This is a genomic window from Oscillospiraceae bacterium (assembly GCA_025757685.1).
Lineage (GTDB): Bacteria > Bacillota > Clostridia > Oscillospirales > Acutalibacteraceae > CAG-217.
Genome location: CP107220.1, coordinates 997384 through 1012916, shown reverse-complemented (window position 1 = coordinate 1012916; position 15533 = coordinate 997384). Strand labels below are relative to the sequence as shown.

Below are 15533 nucleotides of genomic sequence, written 5' to 3'. Positions count from 1 at the left end.
GGCTTGACAAACGCTCTTTTGTGTGATAGCATATTACCACATTAGCGTACTAAAGCGAGGAAAACGACATGAAACAATATGCAAAAGTGACCCCGGAGGGCAGCCGTGATCTGCTGTTTGAGGAGTGCGACGATCGCCGCCGGGTAGAGAACGCCCTAACCGGGTTATATGAGGCTAACGGTTACCGCAAGGTGATCACCCCCACATTGGAGTTTTTTGATGTGTTCAACAGCGGCGATGCCGGGCTGGATGCAGACGAGATGTATAAGCTGACGGATAACAGGGGCAGAACCACTGTGCTACGGCCGGACAACACCCTGCCCATTGCCCGCCTGGTGGCTACTCGACTGTCGGAGGATGCCTTTCCGGTGCGGCTCTATTACAATCAAAGTGTATTTGTGCGCACCAAGGAGCTGGCCGGGCGCACCGACGAGGTGGCGCAGAGCGGCATTGAACTCATTGGCGACGGCTCTATGGCGGCGGATATTCAGGTCATTACGCTGGCTTGCCGTGCCATGCAAAGCACGGTGCCGGGCTTTAAGATCGAGTTGGGCCACGCCGGGTACTTTGGTGCGGTGCTGCGCAATCTGAATGTAAAACCGGCGGTGAAGGCAGAAATTTGCCACTTGATCGAGCAAAAGAACTTTGCAGCGCTGGGCGATTTGCTGGATACCTTGGAGGATTGCAGAGAGACCCGGGTACTGCGGCGGCTGCCTCGGCTGTTTGGCGGCCCGGAGGTGCTGGACGAAGCGCGGGAACTGTATACCGAGGGCGGCGCAGACGCCTCCTTGCAGTATATTAAAACATTATATGACACCCTGTGCGCCGCAGGCTTGCAGGAGCAGGTGCTGCTGGATTTGGGCATTGTTAATCGTTCTAACTATTACACCGGCGTGATCTTTCGCGGGTATGTGCAGGGCAGCGGTTTGACAGTGCTGTCCGGCGGTCGGTATGACAATCTGCTGGGCGAATTTGGCACGGACAAACCGGCCATCGGCTTTGCGGTGGATGTGTCGGCGGTGACCGATGTGCTCCACGAGGAGATCAATTTGGATCGCCCGCTGCGCATTGCGCTTACTAAGGGACGGCTGGAAAAGGCGTCTGTGCAGATGTTTAAGACCATGGGGCTGAATACGGAGGCTCTGGAGAATAAAGGCCGTCGGCTGATCTTGCCGGTGGATCCGTACGAGGCGGTACTGTCCAAAGCGCCGGATGTGATCACTTATGTGGAGCACGGCGTGTGCGACATTGGCATTGTAGGCAAAGACACCATTGTGGAGCACGGCAGTGCATTCTATGAAGTGCTGGATCTGAATATCGGCCGTTGTGCCTTTGCCCTGGCGACCAAGAAGGGCACGGATTTCTTCAGCGGCTACAAGCGCAAAACCGTGGCCAGCAAATACCCTAAGGTGGCTAAAGAATTTTTTAAGTCCAAGGGTATGGATGTGGATGTGATCAAGATCGAGGGCAGTGTGGAACTGGCGCCGCTCCTGGGCTTGGCAGACGGCATTGTGGATATTGTGGAGACTGGCTCTACCTTAAAGGAGAACGGTCTGGAAGTGGTAGAGAAGATCATGCCCATTTCTGCGCGGGTGATCGTGAATATGGCTTCTATGAAGCTGCGCAAGGACGAGATTGAGGCGTTCCTGCATGATATTGAACTGGCAGCGCAAGTGGGTTGAAAGAGGGTAGAACAATGAAAATCACAAAAGCAAACGGCGTGGTCGAATACCAGCTTCTGGCGCAGCTGAAACAGCGGGCAGGGGAGACGGATCCCAAGATCACCGAGGCGGTGACCACCATTATCAATGGTGTAAAAGAGGGCGGCGACGAGGCTGTGCGGGAGTACACCGTGCGGTTTGACGGCAGCGTGCCTAAGAAAATCGAATTTGACAAGGACGAGATCCATGCCTTTTTAGATCAGGTAGACCCGGCCTTTAAGGACGCTGTGGTGAAAGCGCAGCAAAATATCTATGACTTCCATCAGCGCCAGGCCCAGCAAAGTTGGATGACCACCAAGGAAAGCGGCGTCATTATGGGCCAGCGTATTCGCGGGCTGAAGCGTGTAGGCATTTATGTGCCCGGTGGCACGGCGGCGTATCCCTCCTCTGTGCTGATGAACGCCGTTCCCGCCAAGATCGCCGGTGTGCAGGAAATCATTATGGTGACCCCGCCCGGCAAGGACGGCAATCCCAATCCCAATATTATGGCGGCGGCCGCGGTGGCCGGTGTGGATAAGGTGTTCTTAGTAGGCGGTGCCCAGGCGGTGGCTGCTCTGGCCTACGGTACCCAGCGAATTCCCAAGGTGGATAAAATCGTTGGTCCCGGCAATATCTTTGTGGCTACGGCCAAAAAGCTGCTGTACGGCGTGGTAGATATTGATATGGTGGCAGGCCCCAGCGAAATTCTCATTGTGGCGGACTCTACGGCGGACGCCTCCTTCTTAGCGGCAGACCTGATGAGTCAGGCGGAGCACGATATGCGGGCTTCTGCCATTTTGCTAACCACTTCCGAGTCTTTGGCTAAGAACACGCTGCGGGAGATTGACCGGCAGATCAAGACCTTGGTGCGTCAGGAGATCATTCAAAAATCCTTTGATGACTACGGTGAAATCATTGTGTGCGACAATTTGCGCCAGGCGCTGGATTTTGCTAACGAATTGGCGCCGGAGCACTTGGAATTGTGCGTGGCTGAGCCGCTGAAATATATCGGTATGGTGGATAACGCCGGTTCTGTATTTCTGGGCAATTGGTCCCCGGAGCCCTTGGGCGATTATTACGCAGGCCCCAATCATGTGCTGCCCACCAGCGGTACGGCTCGGTTCTTTTCGCCCCTGTCGGTAGATAGCTTTGTGAAGAAGTCATCCTTTATTTATTACACCCCGGAAGAGCTGAAAAAGGCCAAGGACGATATTATGCTTTTGGCAGAGACGGAGGGCCTGACCGCCCACGCCAACTCAATAAAAGTACGGTTTGAATAAGAGGTGCGGTTTATGCGAACGGCAACGGTAGAACGAAATACGAAAGAGACCCAAATTGCGGCCACCCTGTGTCTGGACGGCGGGGAAGTGGCCGTGTCCACCGGCAACGGCTTTTTTGATCACATGCTTACCGCCTTTGCGGTGCACGGCGGCTTTGGGCTGCAACTGTCGGTGCAGGGAGACCTGGAGGTAGACACCCATCACACGGTAGAAGATACCGGTATTGTGCTGGGGCTGGCACTGCGCCGGGCGCTGGGCGACTTTGGCGGCATTGCCCGGTACGGCAGTTTTGCGGTGCCGATGGACGAGAGCCTGGCACGGTGCGATCTGGATTTGTCCAATCGGCCGTTTTTGGTGTTCCGCGCCACATTCCAGCAGGAACGGTGCGGCGATTATGAAACCTGCGTAACAGAGGAATTTTGGCGCGCCTTTGCGGTGAACGCCGGGATCACTCTGCATATTGATGTGCCTTACGGCGCCAACGCCCACCACCAAATTGAGGCTGTCTTTAAGGCTGTTGGTCACGCCCTGCACGGCGCGGTACAGCCCACCGGCGGTGCGGTGTTGTCTACCAAGGGCGTATTATAAACAAAAATTAGAGAGGGTAACGACTTATGATTATTTTTCCCGCCATTGATATTATGGACGGTACGCCGGTGCGGCTGCTGCGAGGCGATTTTGACACCGCAGAGCAGGTGGCAGAGGATGTACTGACGACTGCCAAGCAGTTTGCCCGGGTGGGCTGCACCTGGGTGCACATGGTGGATCTGGACGGCTCCCTGCAAAAGAAGCCGGTAAACACAGACCCGATTTTGCAGGTGGTGGAGCACACCCCGCTGAAAGTGGAAGTTGGCGGCGGTATTCGCACCATGGAGGATATTGCGTTCTACCTGGATCGGGGCGTGGATCGGGTCATTCTCGGCTCCGTTGCCCTTAAAAATCCGGAGCTGGTGCAGCAGGCGGTAGACGCCTATGGGGACAAGATCGCCGTAGGGATCGACGCCAAGCAAGGTATGGTGGCCACCGAGGGCTGGACCGAGGACTCCCAAATGGACTTTATCGACCTAGCAAAGGCCATGGAGAAGATGGGCGTTGCCACCATTATCTATACGGATATTGGTCGGGACGGTACCCTCAGCGGCCCGGATGTGCAAGGGCTGGATCGGCTGAACAAAGCGGTGGGCTGCAATGTGATCGCCAGCGGCGGCGTTACCACCATTACAGATATTTTGGTGATGAAAGATAAGAAAATGTATGGCACCATTTGCGGCAAGTGCATTTATAAAAAGACGCTGGATTTGCGTGAAGCGGTAGGTATTTGCAAATGACAGAAGATTTGGAGCAGTATTTTGCCAAGGGTGAGTTGATCCCTGCGGTGGTGCAGGAGGCCTCTACCGGACAGGTGCTGATGCTGGCTTATATGAATAAGGAATCCTTAAAGCGCACCCTGGAGAGCGGCTACACTTGGTTTTGGTCCCGCTCCCGGCAGGAGCTTTGGAATAAAGGCGCCACCAGCGGCCACCTGCAAAAGGTGGTGGCCATGTACAGCGACTGCGATAACGACACCCTATTGGTGCAGGTGGAGCAGACCGGCGCCGCGTGCCACACCGGGCACCACAGCTGTTTTTATACCAAGATGGAGGGCAATTTCAATGACTGCGATTGAGCGTGAATATCAGGTGATTCTGGATCGTCGGGCGGATCGGCAGGAGGGGTCTTATACCTGCTACCTGTTTGACCAGGGCATCGACAAAATTTTGAAGAAAGTGGGCGAGGAATGCACCGAGATGGTCATTGCCGCCAAGAATAATGACAAGGACGAGACGGTGTATGAGATCACGGATTTGATCTACCACACCCTTGTCATGATGGCCAATCAGGGCATTACCCCGGCGGACATTCAGGCGGAGCTGGACAAGCGCGCCGAAAAAGCCGGCAATCTGAAAAAATTCCACCAGGTGGATAAGAATACATAATGCTGCATAAAAAATGGGTGATCCGGCAGGCAGACAAAGAGGCTGCCTCTGCCATTAGTGAACAATTCAATATCGACCCGTTTTTGGCATTTTTGCTGGTGTCTCGCGGACTGACGGACGACCTGGCGGTGCAGGAATTCCTCCACCCCGGTCAGGCGCTATGCGCTCCGGAGGGCTTTGCGGATATGGAGGCGGCGGCGGCCAGACTGCAACAGGCGCTGGACAGCGGCGAAAGAATATGCGTGTACGGAGATTATGACTGTGACGGTGTGACCGCCACAGCTTTGCTATACTCTTTTTTAGAGGCCATGGGCGGCAATGTGATCTACTATATCCCGGATCGGGAGACAGAGGGCTACGGCCTAAACAAAGGCGCCATTGACACCCTGGCCGCCAAAGGCACCGGCCTGATTGTTACGGTGGATAACGGTATTTCGTCTGTGGACGAGGCAGAGTATATCTACCGGCTGGGTATGCAGCTGGTGGTGACCGACCACCACCAGGTAGGAGAGCAGCTGCCCCGCGCAGAGGCCGTGGTGAACCCACACAGAACGGACAATCAGCTGCCCTTTACGGATTTTTGCGGCGTGGGCGTGGCCTTTAAACTGGCTTGCTGTTTATATGACGGTGAGCCGGCGGAATTGTTGGAACAGTTCGGCGACTTGGTTGCCATCGGCACTGTGGGTGATCTGGTTCCCTTGGTAGGGGAGAACCGGGCGCTGGTGCAGGCCGGTTTGCGAACCCTGCAAGAGGAACCGCGCCCCGGCGTATATGCCTTGTTACAGGCAGCCGGAGCCGGAGAAGAGCTGAGTGGCACTGATGTGGCCTTTAAGCTATGCCCGCGCATTAACGCAGCCGGGCGAATGGATAGTGCCCTGCGGGCGCTGGAGCTGCTGCTGGCGGAGGATGAAGAAACGGCTGCGGCGCGCGCCCGCCAGCTGTGCGACGATAACGCCCTGCGGCAAGAGCTGGAACGTAAAATCATAGATGATATTACTGCCAAGCTGGCTGCAGATTCGGCACCCTTGCGCCAGCGTGTACTGGTGGTGGCCGGGGAGGATTACCACCCGGGGGTCATCGGCATTGTGGCTTCCCACTTGGTAGAGCGCTACGGCAAACCCACTGTGGTGCTGGATATGAAGGCGGACGGCACCGCCTGCGGCTCCGCCCGGAGCATTGAGGGCTTTGACCTGTACCGGGCAGTGGCGGCGTGCAGCCATGTGCTCACGCGCTTTGGCGGTCACCCCATGGCTGCGGGTATGGGCTTGGCAGTGGCAGATATTCCTGTTTTTGCCCGAGCCATCAACGCTTATGCTGAGAAGGAATATCCTCGTATGCCGGCTTTGCAGCTGCATCTGGACTGCAAGCTGTCCCCGGCGTACTTGACCTTAGATTTGGCAGAGAATTTGCAGCTGCTGGAGCCTTGTGGCACAGATAATCCGGCGGCGCTGTTTGGTCTGTTTCACTTGCAGCTGGTGTCTGTCAGTCCCCTGGGGGCAGAGGGCAAGCACTTGCGTCTGGAGGCGGAGAAAAAGGGTCGCCGTCTGCGAATTGTGCAGTTTGGGGTGAAGCCAGAAGATTTCCCCTATGTGCCCGGTGATTTTATCGACTGCGCGGTACAGATTTCTAAAAATCCCTATAAGGGCAAGGTCTATCTTTCTGTGCGGGCGGCAGATGTGCGCCGCAGCGGCACGGACGATGACCGGTATTTTAACGAGCTTTATGATTACAGAGCCTTTTTGCAAAACGGTACCCACCAATACCCGGTGTACCCTGATCGGCAGGTTTGCGCCGCGGTATATCGGTTCTTAAAGAGCCGGGGCGGTTGGGATTTTGGCACCGAGGAGCTGTATTTTGCCCTGCAAAAAGGGGCAACCTACGGACAGGTGCTCGTGGCGCTAAAAGCCCTGCACCAGGCGGGACTGATTCGCCGTGGTAAAAGCCAAATTCGCCTGGCACAGCCTGCGGGCAAGGTTGATTTGGAAGCCACGCCCATTTTGCGAAAACTGAGAGAGGGTGCAAGCCTTGGAGAATAAAAAAACAATACCCCCGGTGCCGGCAGCGGCAGAGCTGCCCCCGGAACAGACGGCGGACCATAAGCCCTATGACGATGGGTTTGCGCCGTTCTTTGCGGAAATACAAAAGAAACCCCAGTATGACAGCGCCCGGATCGAAAAGGCCTATTCCTTGGCCCGCTCTGCCCACGAAGGGCAGTTTCGCCGTTCCGGGGAGCCGTATATTATGCACCCGGTGGCGGTGGCGAAAATCCTGTTTGAACTGGGCATGGACAATGAGTGTATTATCGGCGCACTGCTCCACGATGTGGTAGAAGACACGCCCTATGACATTGACTATATCTCCCGCGAGTTTGGCCCGGAGGTGGCGCTGTTGGTGGACGGCGTAACCAAGCTGGGTCAGATCCCCCTGTCTACCCGGGAGGAAGTGCAGGCGGAAAACATTCGCAAAATGTTTATGGCCATGAACCGGGATGTGCGGGTGATTATCATTAAGCTGGCGGACCGGCTGCACAATATGCGCACCGCCAAGTTTTGGCCCCCGTATAAGCAGCGGGAGAAGAGCCTGGAAACGCTGGAGATTTATGCCCCCATTGCCCATCGGTTAGGTATTCGTGCCATTAAAGAGGAATTAGAGGATCTGGCGATTTTTTACCTAGATCCTATTGCTTATAAGGAAATTGAGCAGAACCTGCGCTTAAAGCAGGTGGAGGGCGAGCGTTTCTTAGCGGATATTAAGGCGCAAATCCGCGCCAAGTTAGAGCCGATCATGAAGAATGTCCAGATCACCTCCCGGGTGAAGTCCGTTCACGGAATCTTTCGCAAGGTGTATATCAAGGGCAAGGATTTTGAACAAATCTTTGACATTTACGCCGTACGCATTATCGTGGACTCTATGATCGACTGCTACAATGCCTTGGGTATTGTGCACGATATGTTTACGCCCCTGCCCGGTCGGTTTAAGGACTATATCTCTACCCCCAAACCCAATATGTACCAGTCCCTGCATACTACGGTGCTGGGCCCCGGTGGCATTCCCTTTGAAATTCAGATTCGCACCTGGGATATGCACCGCACGGCAGAGTACGGTATCGCTGCCCACTGGAAGTATAAGCTGGGCAAAGGCGGCAAGGACTCCATCGACAATCGGTTGGAGTGGATTCATAAAATGCTGGAGACCGGTGAGGCGTCTACCAACGCTGAGGATCTGGTGCGCAACATTAAGGGCGACCTGTCCTCGGATGAGATCTTTGTGTTTACCCCCAATGGGGACATTAAGACTTTGCCCAGCGGCGCCACGGTGATCGACTTTGCCTACGCCATTCACTCGGCGGTAGGCAACCGCATGACCGGTGCCAAGGTCAACGGCAAGATCGTACCTATCACCTATAAACTGAAAACCGGCGAGATCTGCGAGGTGCTTACCAGCAATCAGCCGGGCAAAGGCCCGTCCAGAGACTGGCTGAAAGTGGTGACCACCGGCGAAGCCCGGTCCAAAATTCGCTCTTGGTTCAAGAAAGAGCGGCGGGACGAGAACATCGTCCAGGGCAAGGCTGAGGTGGATCGAGAACTGCGGCGGAACTTTATCCGCCTGGACGGCGAGCAGTACGACGCCTTTTTGCAGCGGATTGCCGAGCGCCAGCACTGCGCTTCCGTGGAGGATTTCTACGCCACCGTGGGCTATGGCGGGCTGGTCATCAGCCGTATGATGCCCGGTATCAAGGACGAATATAACCGCAACTGGCGCCAGGCGGAGGAGTCTACTCAACCGGCAAAAGCGCCGGAGCGCCCCCGCAAATCCGGCGGCAGCAGCGGCGGTGTAATCGTGGAGGGCATTGACAACTGCCTGATCAATATGGCCCGTTGCTGTGCGCCGGTGCCCGGTGAGGAGATCATCGGCTTTATCACCCGGGGGCACGGGTTGACCATTCATCGGCGGGATTGTGTGAATGTGCCTCGAGATTTGGCAGAGTGCCCGGAACCGGAGCGCTGGGTCAAGGCTCGGTGGGACGACTCTGTGCAGGTGGAGACCATGTCCACCTTGGAAGTCTACGCCATTGACCGGGACGGCTTGGTGCTGGATATTGCCAACGCCATGTCCAAGGCCCATGTGAAAATCCAGTCTATTAACGCCAGACCCATTAACGAAGGCAACTGCCTGACCACCCTGACATTGTCGGTAAACAGCCGGGAGCACCTGGAAAATGTGGTCAAGATTTTGAAGAAGATACCCAGTGTGTATCATATTGAGCGAGGTGCAGGACGATGATTACCGTATTACAGCGTGTGCAGCACGCCAAAGTGGAAATAGACGGCAAGACCGTGGGCGCCACCGAACAGGGGCTGTTGATTCTCCTGGGCGTGGCCGAAGGGGACACTCGAGCAGAGGCAGACAAGCTGGTAAAAAAAATTGCCAACTTGCGGATTTTTGAAGATGAAAACGGCAAGATGAACCTGTCGCTCTTAGACATTGGCGGCGGGGTGCTGGTGGTGAGCCAGTTTACCCTGTGTGCGGACTGCACCCACGGGCGGCGCCCCAGCTTTACCCGTTCTGCCCCGCCGGCACAGGCCAACGAATTGTACGAATACTTTACCCGGGCACTGGGGGAGCAGGGCGTGTCCCATATTGAAACCGGTGTGTTTGGCGCCGATATGGCGGTGACACTCCTAAACGACGGCCCGGTGACCATTATACTTGACTCAAAGGACTTAAAATAATGCAGATCAAATCAGCCACCTTTGGCCAGTTGCAGAACAACTGCTACCTGGTTACGGACGAAGCCAGCGGTCGCAGTGCCCTGGTGGATTGTACGGAATACAGCGACAAGATGAAAGATTTTATCGGCGACGCCAAGCTGGATTATATTCTGCTGACCCATGGCCATTTTGACCACATCGGCGGCGTAGCGGCGGTAAAGGCTGCCACCGGCGCCAAGGTCGTCATCAGCGCCGAGGATGCCCCGATGCTCACTTCTTCTCGCAAGTCGCTGGCGGCGTTTTCGTTCCTCTCTCAGGCGCCGGCGCAGGCGGATATTTTAGTGCAGGATGGCGATACCGTCACCTTGGGCAACACGGCCTTTACCGTGCTGGCCACGCCCGGTCACACCCCCGGCGGTGTGTGCTATATTGCCGGGGACTGTATTTTTAGCGGCGACACGCTGTTTTTCTGCTCTTGCGGGCGCACGGATTTTCCCGGCGGCAGCAGTAGAGAAATTATGGATAGCCTGCAAAAACTGGCGGCCCTGCCCGGGGACTACACCGTCTATCCCGGCCACGATCGCTTTTCCACCCTAAATTTTGAACGGCAACATAACCCGTATATGAAGAAATTATGATTTTACGCGTCATTAACCACCCTTATGAATTTGATATGAAGAACCTGTGCATCACGTTCTTCCCCCATGAAAAGATCCGTTTGGAGGGGGAGGAGGACCCGGTGGTGGTCACCACCCGCCGGGAGACGGACGGGTCCTTTTTTGTGTCTGCCAAGGTATACGATGTGTACCGGGAGACAACAGCCAAGCCGGAACCGGCAGACGAGGAGCACCTTGTGCTGTCCGTTACCCTTTATCGGCTGCTTAGCGGTATATTAGGCTTTGCGCCCCCTTGGGGCGTGCTGTACGGTGTGCGCCCGGCTAAATTGATGCACCGCCTGTGTGCCCAAATGGGGGACGATGCGGCGGTTGCACACTTCCAGACTGCCTTTTTGGCCCAAAAAAGCAAGGCGGAGTTGGCGCATGAGGTGATGCTCCATGAAAATCGCTCCATTGCTCGTTCCGGGCCAAAGTCGTTCTCTCTCTATGTGTCTATTCCGTTTTGCCCCACTCGGTGCGCTTACTGCTCTTTTGTGTCTCATTCGATTGAAAAGACCCACAAGCTAATGACCCCTTATGTGGATCTGTTGCTGCGGGAGCTGGAGGAAACCTCCAAGTACGCCAAAGAATTGGGGTTGGAGCTGGCCACCGTGTATTTCGGCGGCGGTACGCCCACCACATTATCGGCGCAGGATTTAGGGCGTATTTTCAGCACCATTGAACAGAATTTTGACCTTTCGCACCTGATGGAATACACAGTGGAGGCCGGTCGACCGGATACGGTCACCCGGGAGCGGCTGGAGGTCATTCAAGCCGCCGGCGTGCAGCGGATCAGCATTAACCCCCAGAGCTTTAACGACAAGGTGCTGGAGGCCATTGGTCGCCGCCATACGGCGCAGCAAACGCTGGACGCCTTTGCATTGGCGCGGGATTGCGGCTTTGACCATATCAATATGGACTTTATCGCCGGGCTGCCGGAGGACGATCTGCCGTCTTTTCAGCGCAGTATTCAAACGGCGCTGGACTTACAGGCAGAGTCCATCACCGTGCACACCTTGGCTCTGAAAACCTCTGCCTATATGGTTACAAGAGAACAGACCTTTGATTTGAAAGATCGGCTCACTGTGTCCAATATGGTGGACTATGCTGGGCAGACCCTTCACGGCGCCGGGTACTATCCCTACTACATGTACCGGCAGAGCAAATCTCTGGGCAATTTGGAGAATGTAGGCTGGTGCAAACCGGGTTATGATTGTCTCTATAATGTGTATATGATGGACGAGACCCACACGGTTTTGGCAGTTGGCGCCGGTGCGGTGACCAAGCTGCGAGGCCAAAACAGCGGCATGATCGAGCGGATTTATAATTATAAATACCCCTATGAGTACATTCGGGATTTTGACACCCTGTTGGAGCGCAAAAAACGCATACCCGGCTTTTACGCGGAATATGATTAAACAGACGGTTGAAATAGACATTGTGGGCGGATTGTATAGCGCAATTCTACAAAAACTTTGCAACTTGTATTGCAATTCTTTACCCTCTGTAATATAATAACAATACGGAGGGATATTATGGCTAAGAAATTCGGTGATCTTTTTGGCAATATGGACGATGTGTTCTCCGGTGCCAAGATTTCTAATTTTGATTTAGACGATATGTTGAGTCGTACCCGTACCTTTACGGAGGAAGTCAGCAAAAGAAGTGCGGAGGCGTTGGAACTGTCCCGCAAAAAAGTGGAGTGTCTGGATATAAAGGCCAAGCTGAGTAAGGCGTATGAGAGATACGGCCGACTGGCGTATGAAGCGGTGCAGCAACCTCAGTTGCAGCAGACGGAGGCGTTGGAGAGCTGTGGGGCGGAGATTACCGCTCTGCGTACCAAGCTGGATCAGCTGACGGCGGAGCTTGAGGCCGCCAAGAATCCGACGGTCACCACTGTTAGTGATGACGATGTGAGCGTATCCTAACCCCCACGCAAATAGAGGAAGAAGAAAGCAGTGTATGGACCCTATGGTCTGTGCGCTGCTCTTTTTTCACACCGGGTGATGGAATGGAACGGACAACCAAACAAAAGTACCTGTCCGCTGCAGGGCTGCTGTTGGTAGCTACGGCTGCCGTTAAGGTTATTGGTGCGGTGTATAAAATCCCGCTGACCGGCCTGATCGGTGGCACCGGGCGGGGCTATTTCTCTACGGCTTATACGCTGTTTATGCCGGTGCATGCCATCACATTGGGCGCCTTTCCCGTTGCGTTGTCCGGACTGGTGAGCAAGTACCGTGCTACCGGTGACAGTGCCCGGGTGGCTGCTTTGCAGCGCAGTGCCTGCGGGTTGTTTTTTTGGGTAGGTCTTGCCGGCACGGCACTGATGGTGCTGTTGGCCAGACCGTACACCCGGCTGGTGGCCGGTGCGCCAAAAGCGGTTTATACGGTGCTGATCCTGGCGCCTACGGCGCTTTTTTCCGCCATGGCGGCAGCCCACCGTGCCTTTGCGGAAGGACACCTGAATATGGTGCCGACTTCTGTTTGCCAGGTACTGGAAGCACTGTTCAAGATGGTGTTCGGTCTGCTGTTTGCCAAACTGTCTATGGGGCGGTTGTACCAAATTTACTTAGATACCGGCATGGTACTGGGCAATCGGGCAGAGAGCGAGACGGCGGCTCTGTCTATGATGTACCCGGTAACGGCAGCCTACGCCATGCTGGGGGTAACCCTGGGGGCGTTGGTGGCTTGGGTGTATGCGGCGCTGTACGATCGGTTCCGGTATCCACACCGTCTGCCGCGGCAGCAGTTGCCCGGTGGCTCGACCCGAGAGCTGGTACGGTTTGCCCTGCCGCTGGTGGTGGCAACGGTGATCCAGAGCCTGTCCGGCTTTGCAGATACTGCCAGTGTACAGATGTGTCTGGGGCTGTGCGGTACGGCGCAGTTGCAGCAAATTTTTGCAGTGCCGCTGTCGCTGACCAAGGTAGCGGAAAAAGATGTGGTTACTTATGTATACGGTCTGTATTCTACCGTGCAGGATTTTGCCCACCTGGTGCCGTCCTTAACTATGGCGCTGGGGGTGGCGGCGGTTCCGGCGCTGTCCGGCGCTTATCAGGACCAGTCCGCGCGTTTTGGCAGCCTGTATGCGGGCATCCTGAAATATACGGTTATCTTAGGCGCCGCCGGCAGTGGGGGACTGGCGCTGTTCTCTTATGAGGTGCTGTCTTTGTTTTACGGCACTTCGTCGCCGGACCTGGTACTGGGGTGCCACCAACTGCTGTTTTGGTTTGCCTTTACTGCGTTGCCGGCAGCTCTATCCTCTACCTGTGTGTTCGCTTTGCAGGCGCTGGGCTATGCCAAACGGTTGCTGCTGCCTTTTTCTCTGACGGCGGTACTGCGGGTGGGGCTGAACTTTCTTTTGATCCCCAATGGGCGGTTCCATCTTTACGGCTCGGCTATCGCCACTGCTGTTTCATTTTTGTTTCTTTCCGTTTATTGTTTGGTGCTGATGCGTGGGATTACCAAGGTCAAATTCTCCCGGACAGAGGTGTTCGTAAAGCCGGTGTTGGCGGTGATTTTTTCTTGTCTGACGGTGAAAGGTGTGGCCGGTGTGTTCTTTACCCAGCTGCAAAATACCTGGAATTTTGTCTTATCCGCGGTTTTATTTTCGGCAGTTCTAACAATTTTGTTGCTGCTCTTTGGTACACTTTCCACAAAAGATCTGCATTTTGCCGGAGAAAGGTAAAAAAAACCGCTTGGCTACTTGAAATTTCCCGTTGTATCATATATAATTTCTTGGAACGAGTTGATCAAAAGAGGCGTCGGTATGGCATTGGATTTTATACGCAAAGAGCACTATAATACGGAGGATTTGATTCGCATTGTGGCGCTGCTCCGTGCCCCCGGCGGCTGTCCCTGGGATCAGGCGCAGACTCATGCTTCTATCAAGAAGAATTTTATTGAGGAGACCTATGAGGTCATTGAGGCCATCAACCGGCAGAGCACTGCGGGATTGCAGGAGGAGCTGGGCGATGTGTTGCTTCAGGTTGCGCTTCATGCCCAAATGGAGGCAGAAGCAGGTCGCTTTGATTTTAACGATGTAGCGGACGGGATTTGCAAAAAGTTGATTTTCCGTCACCCCCATGTGTTTGGCGATGTAAAGGCCGAGAATACGGACGATGCACTTGCCAGCTGGGACGCTGCCAAGTTAAAAGAAAAAGGAATGAAAAAAGTCAGCCAGTCCATGGTGAGTATTCCCCGAGAATTGCCGGCACTGATGCGCGCCCAAAAAGTGCAGCATAAGGCCGCGAAGCAAGGGTTTGATTGGCCGGATCGCTCCGGCGCAATGGACAAGCTGGATGAAGAGATTAACGAGCTCAAAATCGCTTTGGACCAAGGAGAGCCTACCAGCATTGCGGACGAATTCGGCGATGTGCTGTTCTCCTGCGTAAATATTGCCCGCTTTATCGGCGTAGACAGTGAAGAGGCCTTGACCGCAGCCACGGACAAGTTCCTTTCCCGCTATGTGCTGGTGGAGCAGCTGGCAGCGGAGCGCGGCATGGAGATGAAATCGTCTTCCTTGCAGGCGCTGGACGCCCTTTGGGACGAAGCAAAACAAATATTATCCGATCAATCGGAAATGGAGGAAATGTAAATGAACAAAACTGAACTGGCAGCTGCCGTAGCTGCAAAGACCGAACTTTCTAAGAAAGACGCTGAAGCCGCAGTAAACGCTGTTCTGGCTTCCATCACCGACGCACTGGCTGAGGGCGACAAGGTTGCTCTGGTTGGCTTTGGTACTTTTGATGTGAAGACCCGTGCTGCCCGCACCGGCCTGAACCCCCGCACCAAGGAGACCATCCAGATTCCCGAGGCAAAGGTTCCGTCCTTCAAGGCCGGCTCCGCTCTTAAGGACGCTGTGAAATAAGTCTTGTTTTTATGTGCAGGCATCCGTATCTTGCGGGTGCCTGTCTTTTTTGGAGGTCAGTATGCGACTGGATAAGTACCTGAAAGTCAGTCGAATCATCAAGCGCCGCACGGTGGCCAACGAGGCCTGCGACGCCGGACGCGTCAGCGTGAACGGCAAGGTGCAGCGTGCGTCCTACGATGTAAAGGTTGGGGACAAGATTGAGGTGGCTCTGGGCCAAAACCGCCACACCTACTTGGTCAAGGCCGTGCAGGAGCACGCGCTGAAAGAGGACGCCGCCCTTATGTACGAACCCCTGGACTGACATAATCACCCGCCGGAGCGCATAGGCTCTATCGGGTG

The 15533-nt window shown here is 55.1% G+C and carries 16 protein-coding genes and 1 pseudogene; all 17 read left to right on the top strand.

Translation table 11 applies throughout. The features are described 5' to 3' along the window. Positions 1-68: 68 nt before the first annotated feature. The 17 genes and pseudogenes from hisZ to OGM59_04595 all read left to right on the top strand — a co-directional run bounded on the left by hisZ (position 69) and on the right by OGM59_04595 (position 15495). Positions 69-977: pseudogene (gene hisZ, locus OGM59_04675) on the top strand (ATP phosphoribosyltransferase regulatory subunit). Positions 978-1109: 132 nt separating this feature from the next. Further along, on the top strand, positions 1110-1682 hold the full coding sequence (gene hisG, locus OGM59_04670; GenBank protein ID UYI91756.1) for an ATP phosphoribosyltransferase: 573 nt from the start codon (positions 1110-1112) through the stop codon (positions 1680-1682). 14 nt (positions 1683-1696) lie between these two features. Beyond that, a complete protein-coding gene (hisD, locus tag OGM59_04665; GenBank protein ID UYI90005.1) occupies positions 1697-2980 on the top strand; it encodes a histidinol dehydrogenase in 1284 nt (427 codons plus the stop codon). A gap of 12 nt (positions 2981-2992) precedes the next feature. Then, entirely contained in the window at positions 2993-3568 is a 576-nt protein-coding gene (gene hisB / locus OGM59_04660) for an imidazoleglycerol-phosphate dehydratase HisB (protein ID UYI90004.1), read from the top strand. Positions 3569-3594: 26 nt separating this feature from the next. Beyond that, positions 3595-4308 carry a 1-(5-phosphoribosyl)-5-[(5-phosphoribosylamino)methylideneamino]imidazole-4-carboxamide isomerase gene (hisA, locus tag OGM59_04655; GenBank protein UYI90003.1) on the top strand — a complete coding sequence of 238 codons (714 nt, stop codon included), beginning with the start codon at positions 3595-3597 and terminating at the stop codon, positions 4306-4308. Continuing rightward, positions 4305-4646, top strand: coding sequence for a phosphoribosyl-AMP cyclohydrolase (hisI, locus tag OGM59_04650; protein ID UYI90002.1), 342 nt, complete (start codon positions 4305-4307; stop codon positions 4644-4646). The genes hisA and hisI overlap by 4 nt, the downstream gene beginning before the upstream one ends. Then, positions 4633-4956 (top strand): phosphoribosyl-ATP diphosphatase, encoded by a 324-nt coding sequence (gene hisE / locus OGM59_04645; protein ID UYI90001.1) that lies wholly within the window; start codon positions 4633-4635, stop codon positions 4954-4956. The genes hisI and hisE overlap by 14 nt, the downstream gene beginning before the upstream one ends. Continuing rightward, entirely contained in the window at positions 4956-6992 is a 2037-nt protein-coding gene (gene recJ, locus OGM59_04640; GenBank protein UYI90000.1) for a single-stranded-DNA-specific exonuclease RecJ, read from the top strand. Before hisE ends, recJ begins: the two co-directional genes overlap by 1 nt. Continuing rightward, complete coding sequence (locus OGM59_04635) at positions 6982-9240, top strand: bifunctional (p)ppGpp synthetase/guanosine-3',5'-bis(diphosphate) 3'-pyrophosphohydrolase (protein ID UYI89999.1); 2259 nt, start codon at positions 6982-6984, stop codon at positions 9238-9240. Before recJ ends, OGM59_04635 begins: the two co-directional genes overlap by 11 nt. After that, a complete protein-coding gene (gene dtd, locus OGM59_04630; protein ID UYI89998.1) occupies positions 9237-9689 on the top strand; it encodes a D-aminoacyl-tRNA deacylase in 453 nt (150 codons plus the stop codon). Before OGM59_04635 ends, dtd begins: the two co-directional genes overlap by 4 nt. Beyond that, positions 9689-10306: an MBL fold metallo-hydrolase gene (locus tag OGM59_04625; protein ID UYI89997.1), complete on the top strand. Its 618-nt coding sequence runs from the start codon at positions 9689-9691 to the stop codon at positions 10304-10306. Before dtd ends, OGM59_04625 begins: the two co-directional genes overlap by 1 nt. Beyond that, entirely contained in the window at positions 10303-11742 is a 1440-nt protein-coding gene (gene hemZ, locus OGM59_04620) for a coproporphyrinogen dehydrogenase HemZ (protein ID UYI89996.1), read from the top strand. The genes OGM59_04625 and hemZ overlap by 4 nt, the downstream gene beginning before the upstream one ends. A gap of 117 nt (positions 11743-11859) precedes the next feature. Next, positions 11860-12252, top strand: a complete 393-nt coding sequence (locus OGM59_04615) for a hypothetical protein (GenBank protein UYI89995.1) — start codon at positions 11860-11862, stop codon at positions 12250-12252. 83 nt (positions 12253-12335) lie between these two features. Then, complete coding sequence (locus OGM59_04610) at positions 12336-14009, top strand: polysaccharide biosynthesis C-terminal domain-containing protein (GenBank protein UYI89994.1); 1674 nt, start codon at positions 12336-12338, stop codon at positions 14007-14009. 81 nt (positions 14010-14090) lie between these two features. Next, a complete protein-coding gene (gene mazG, locus OGM59_04605; GenBank protein ID UYI89993.1) occupies positions 14091-14918 on the top strand; it encodes a nucleoside triphosphate pyrophosphohydrolase in 828 nt (275 codons plus the stop codon). Continuing rightward, a complete protein-coding gene (locus OGM59_04600; protein ID UYI89992.1) occupies positions 14919-15191 on the top strand; it encodes an HU family DNA-binding protein in 273 nt (90 codons plus the stop codon). It abuts the gene before it with no gap. Positions 15192-15252: 61 nt separating this feature from the next. Then, on the top strand, positions 15253-15495 hold the full coding sequence (locus OGM59_04595; GenBank protein UYI89991.1) for an RNA-binding S4 domain-containing protein: 243 nt from the start codon (positions 15253-15255) through the stop codon (positions 15493-15495). Positions 15496-15533 lie beyond the last annotated feature (38 nt).

What these genes read in the sequence shown, in the direction of transcription:
- hisG (UYI91756.1), top strand. Translation starts at nt 1,110, where the DNA reads ATGTTTAAGACCATGGGGCTGAATACGGAGGCTCTGGAGAATAAAGGC.
- hisD (UYI90005.1), top strand. Translation starts at nt 1,697, where the DNA reads ATGAAAATCACAAAAGCAAACGGCGTGGTCGAATACCAGCTTCTGGCG.
- OGM59_04610 (UYI89994.1), top strand. Translation starts at nt 12,336, where the DNA reads ATGGAACGGACAACCAAACAAAAGTACCTGTCCGCTGCAGGGCTGCTG.
- hisI (UYI90002.1), top strand. Translation starts at nt 4,305, where the DNA reads ATGACAGAAGATTTGGAGCAGTATTTTGCCAAGGGTGAGTTGATCCCT.
- OGM59_04595 (UYI89991.1), top strand. Translation starts at nt 15,253, where the DNA reads ATGCGACTGGATAAGTACCTGAAAGTCAGTCGAATCATCAAGCGCCGC.
- hemZ (UYI89996.1), top strand. Translation starts at nt 10,303, where the DNA reads ATGATTTTACGCGTCATTAACCACCCTTATGAATTTGATATGAAGAAC.
- hisE (UYI90001.1), top strand. Translation starts at nt 4,633, where the DNA reads ATGACTGCGATTGAGCGTGAATATCAGGTGATTCTGGATCGTCGGGCG.
- OGM59_04625 (UYI89997.1), top strand. Translation starts at nt 9,689, where the DNA reads ATGCAGATCAAATCAGCCACCTTTGGCCAGTTGCAGAACAACTGCTAC.
- hisB (UYI90004.1), top strand. Translation starts at nt 2,993, where the DNA reads ATGCGAACGGCAACGGTAGAACGAAATACGAAAGAGACCCAAATTGCG.
- OGM59_04600 (UYI89992.1), top strand. Translation starts at nt 14,919, where the DNA reads ATGAACAAAACTGAACTGGCAGCTGCCGTAGCTGCAAAGACCGAACTT.
- mazG (UYI89993.1), top strand. Translation starts at nt 14,091, where the DNA reads ATGGCATTGGATTTTATACGCAAAGAGCACTATAATACGGAGGATTTG.
- hisA (UYI90003.1), top strand. Translation starts at nt 3,595, where the DNA reads ATGATTATTTTTCCCGCCATTGATATTATGGACGGTACGCCGGTGCGG.
- dtd (UYI89998.1), top strand. Translation starts at nt 9,237, where the DNA reads ATGATTACCGTATTACAGCGTGTGCAGCACGCCAAAGTGGAAATAGAC.
- OGM59_04615 (UYI89995.1), top strand. Translation starts at nt 11,860, where the DNA reads ATGGCTAAGAAATTCGGTGATCTTTTTGGCAATATGGACGATGTGTTC.
- recJ (UYI90000.1), top strand. Translation starts at nt 4,956, where the DNA reads ATGCTGCATAAAAAATGGGTGATCCGGCAGGCAGACAAAGAGGCTGCC.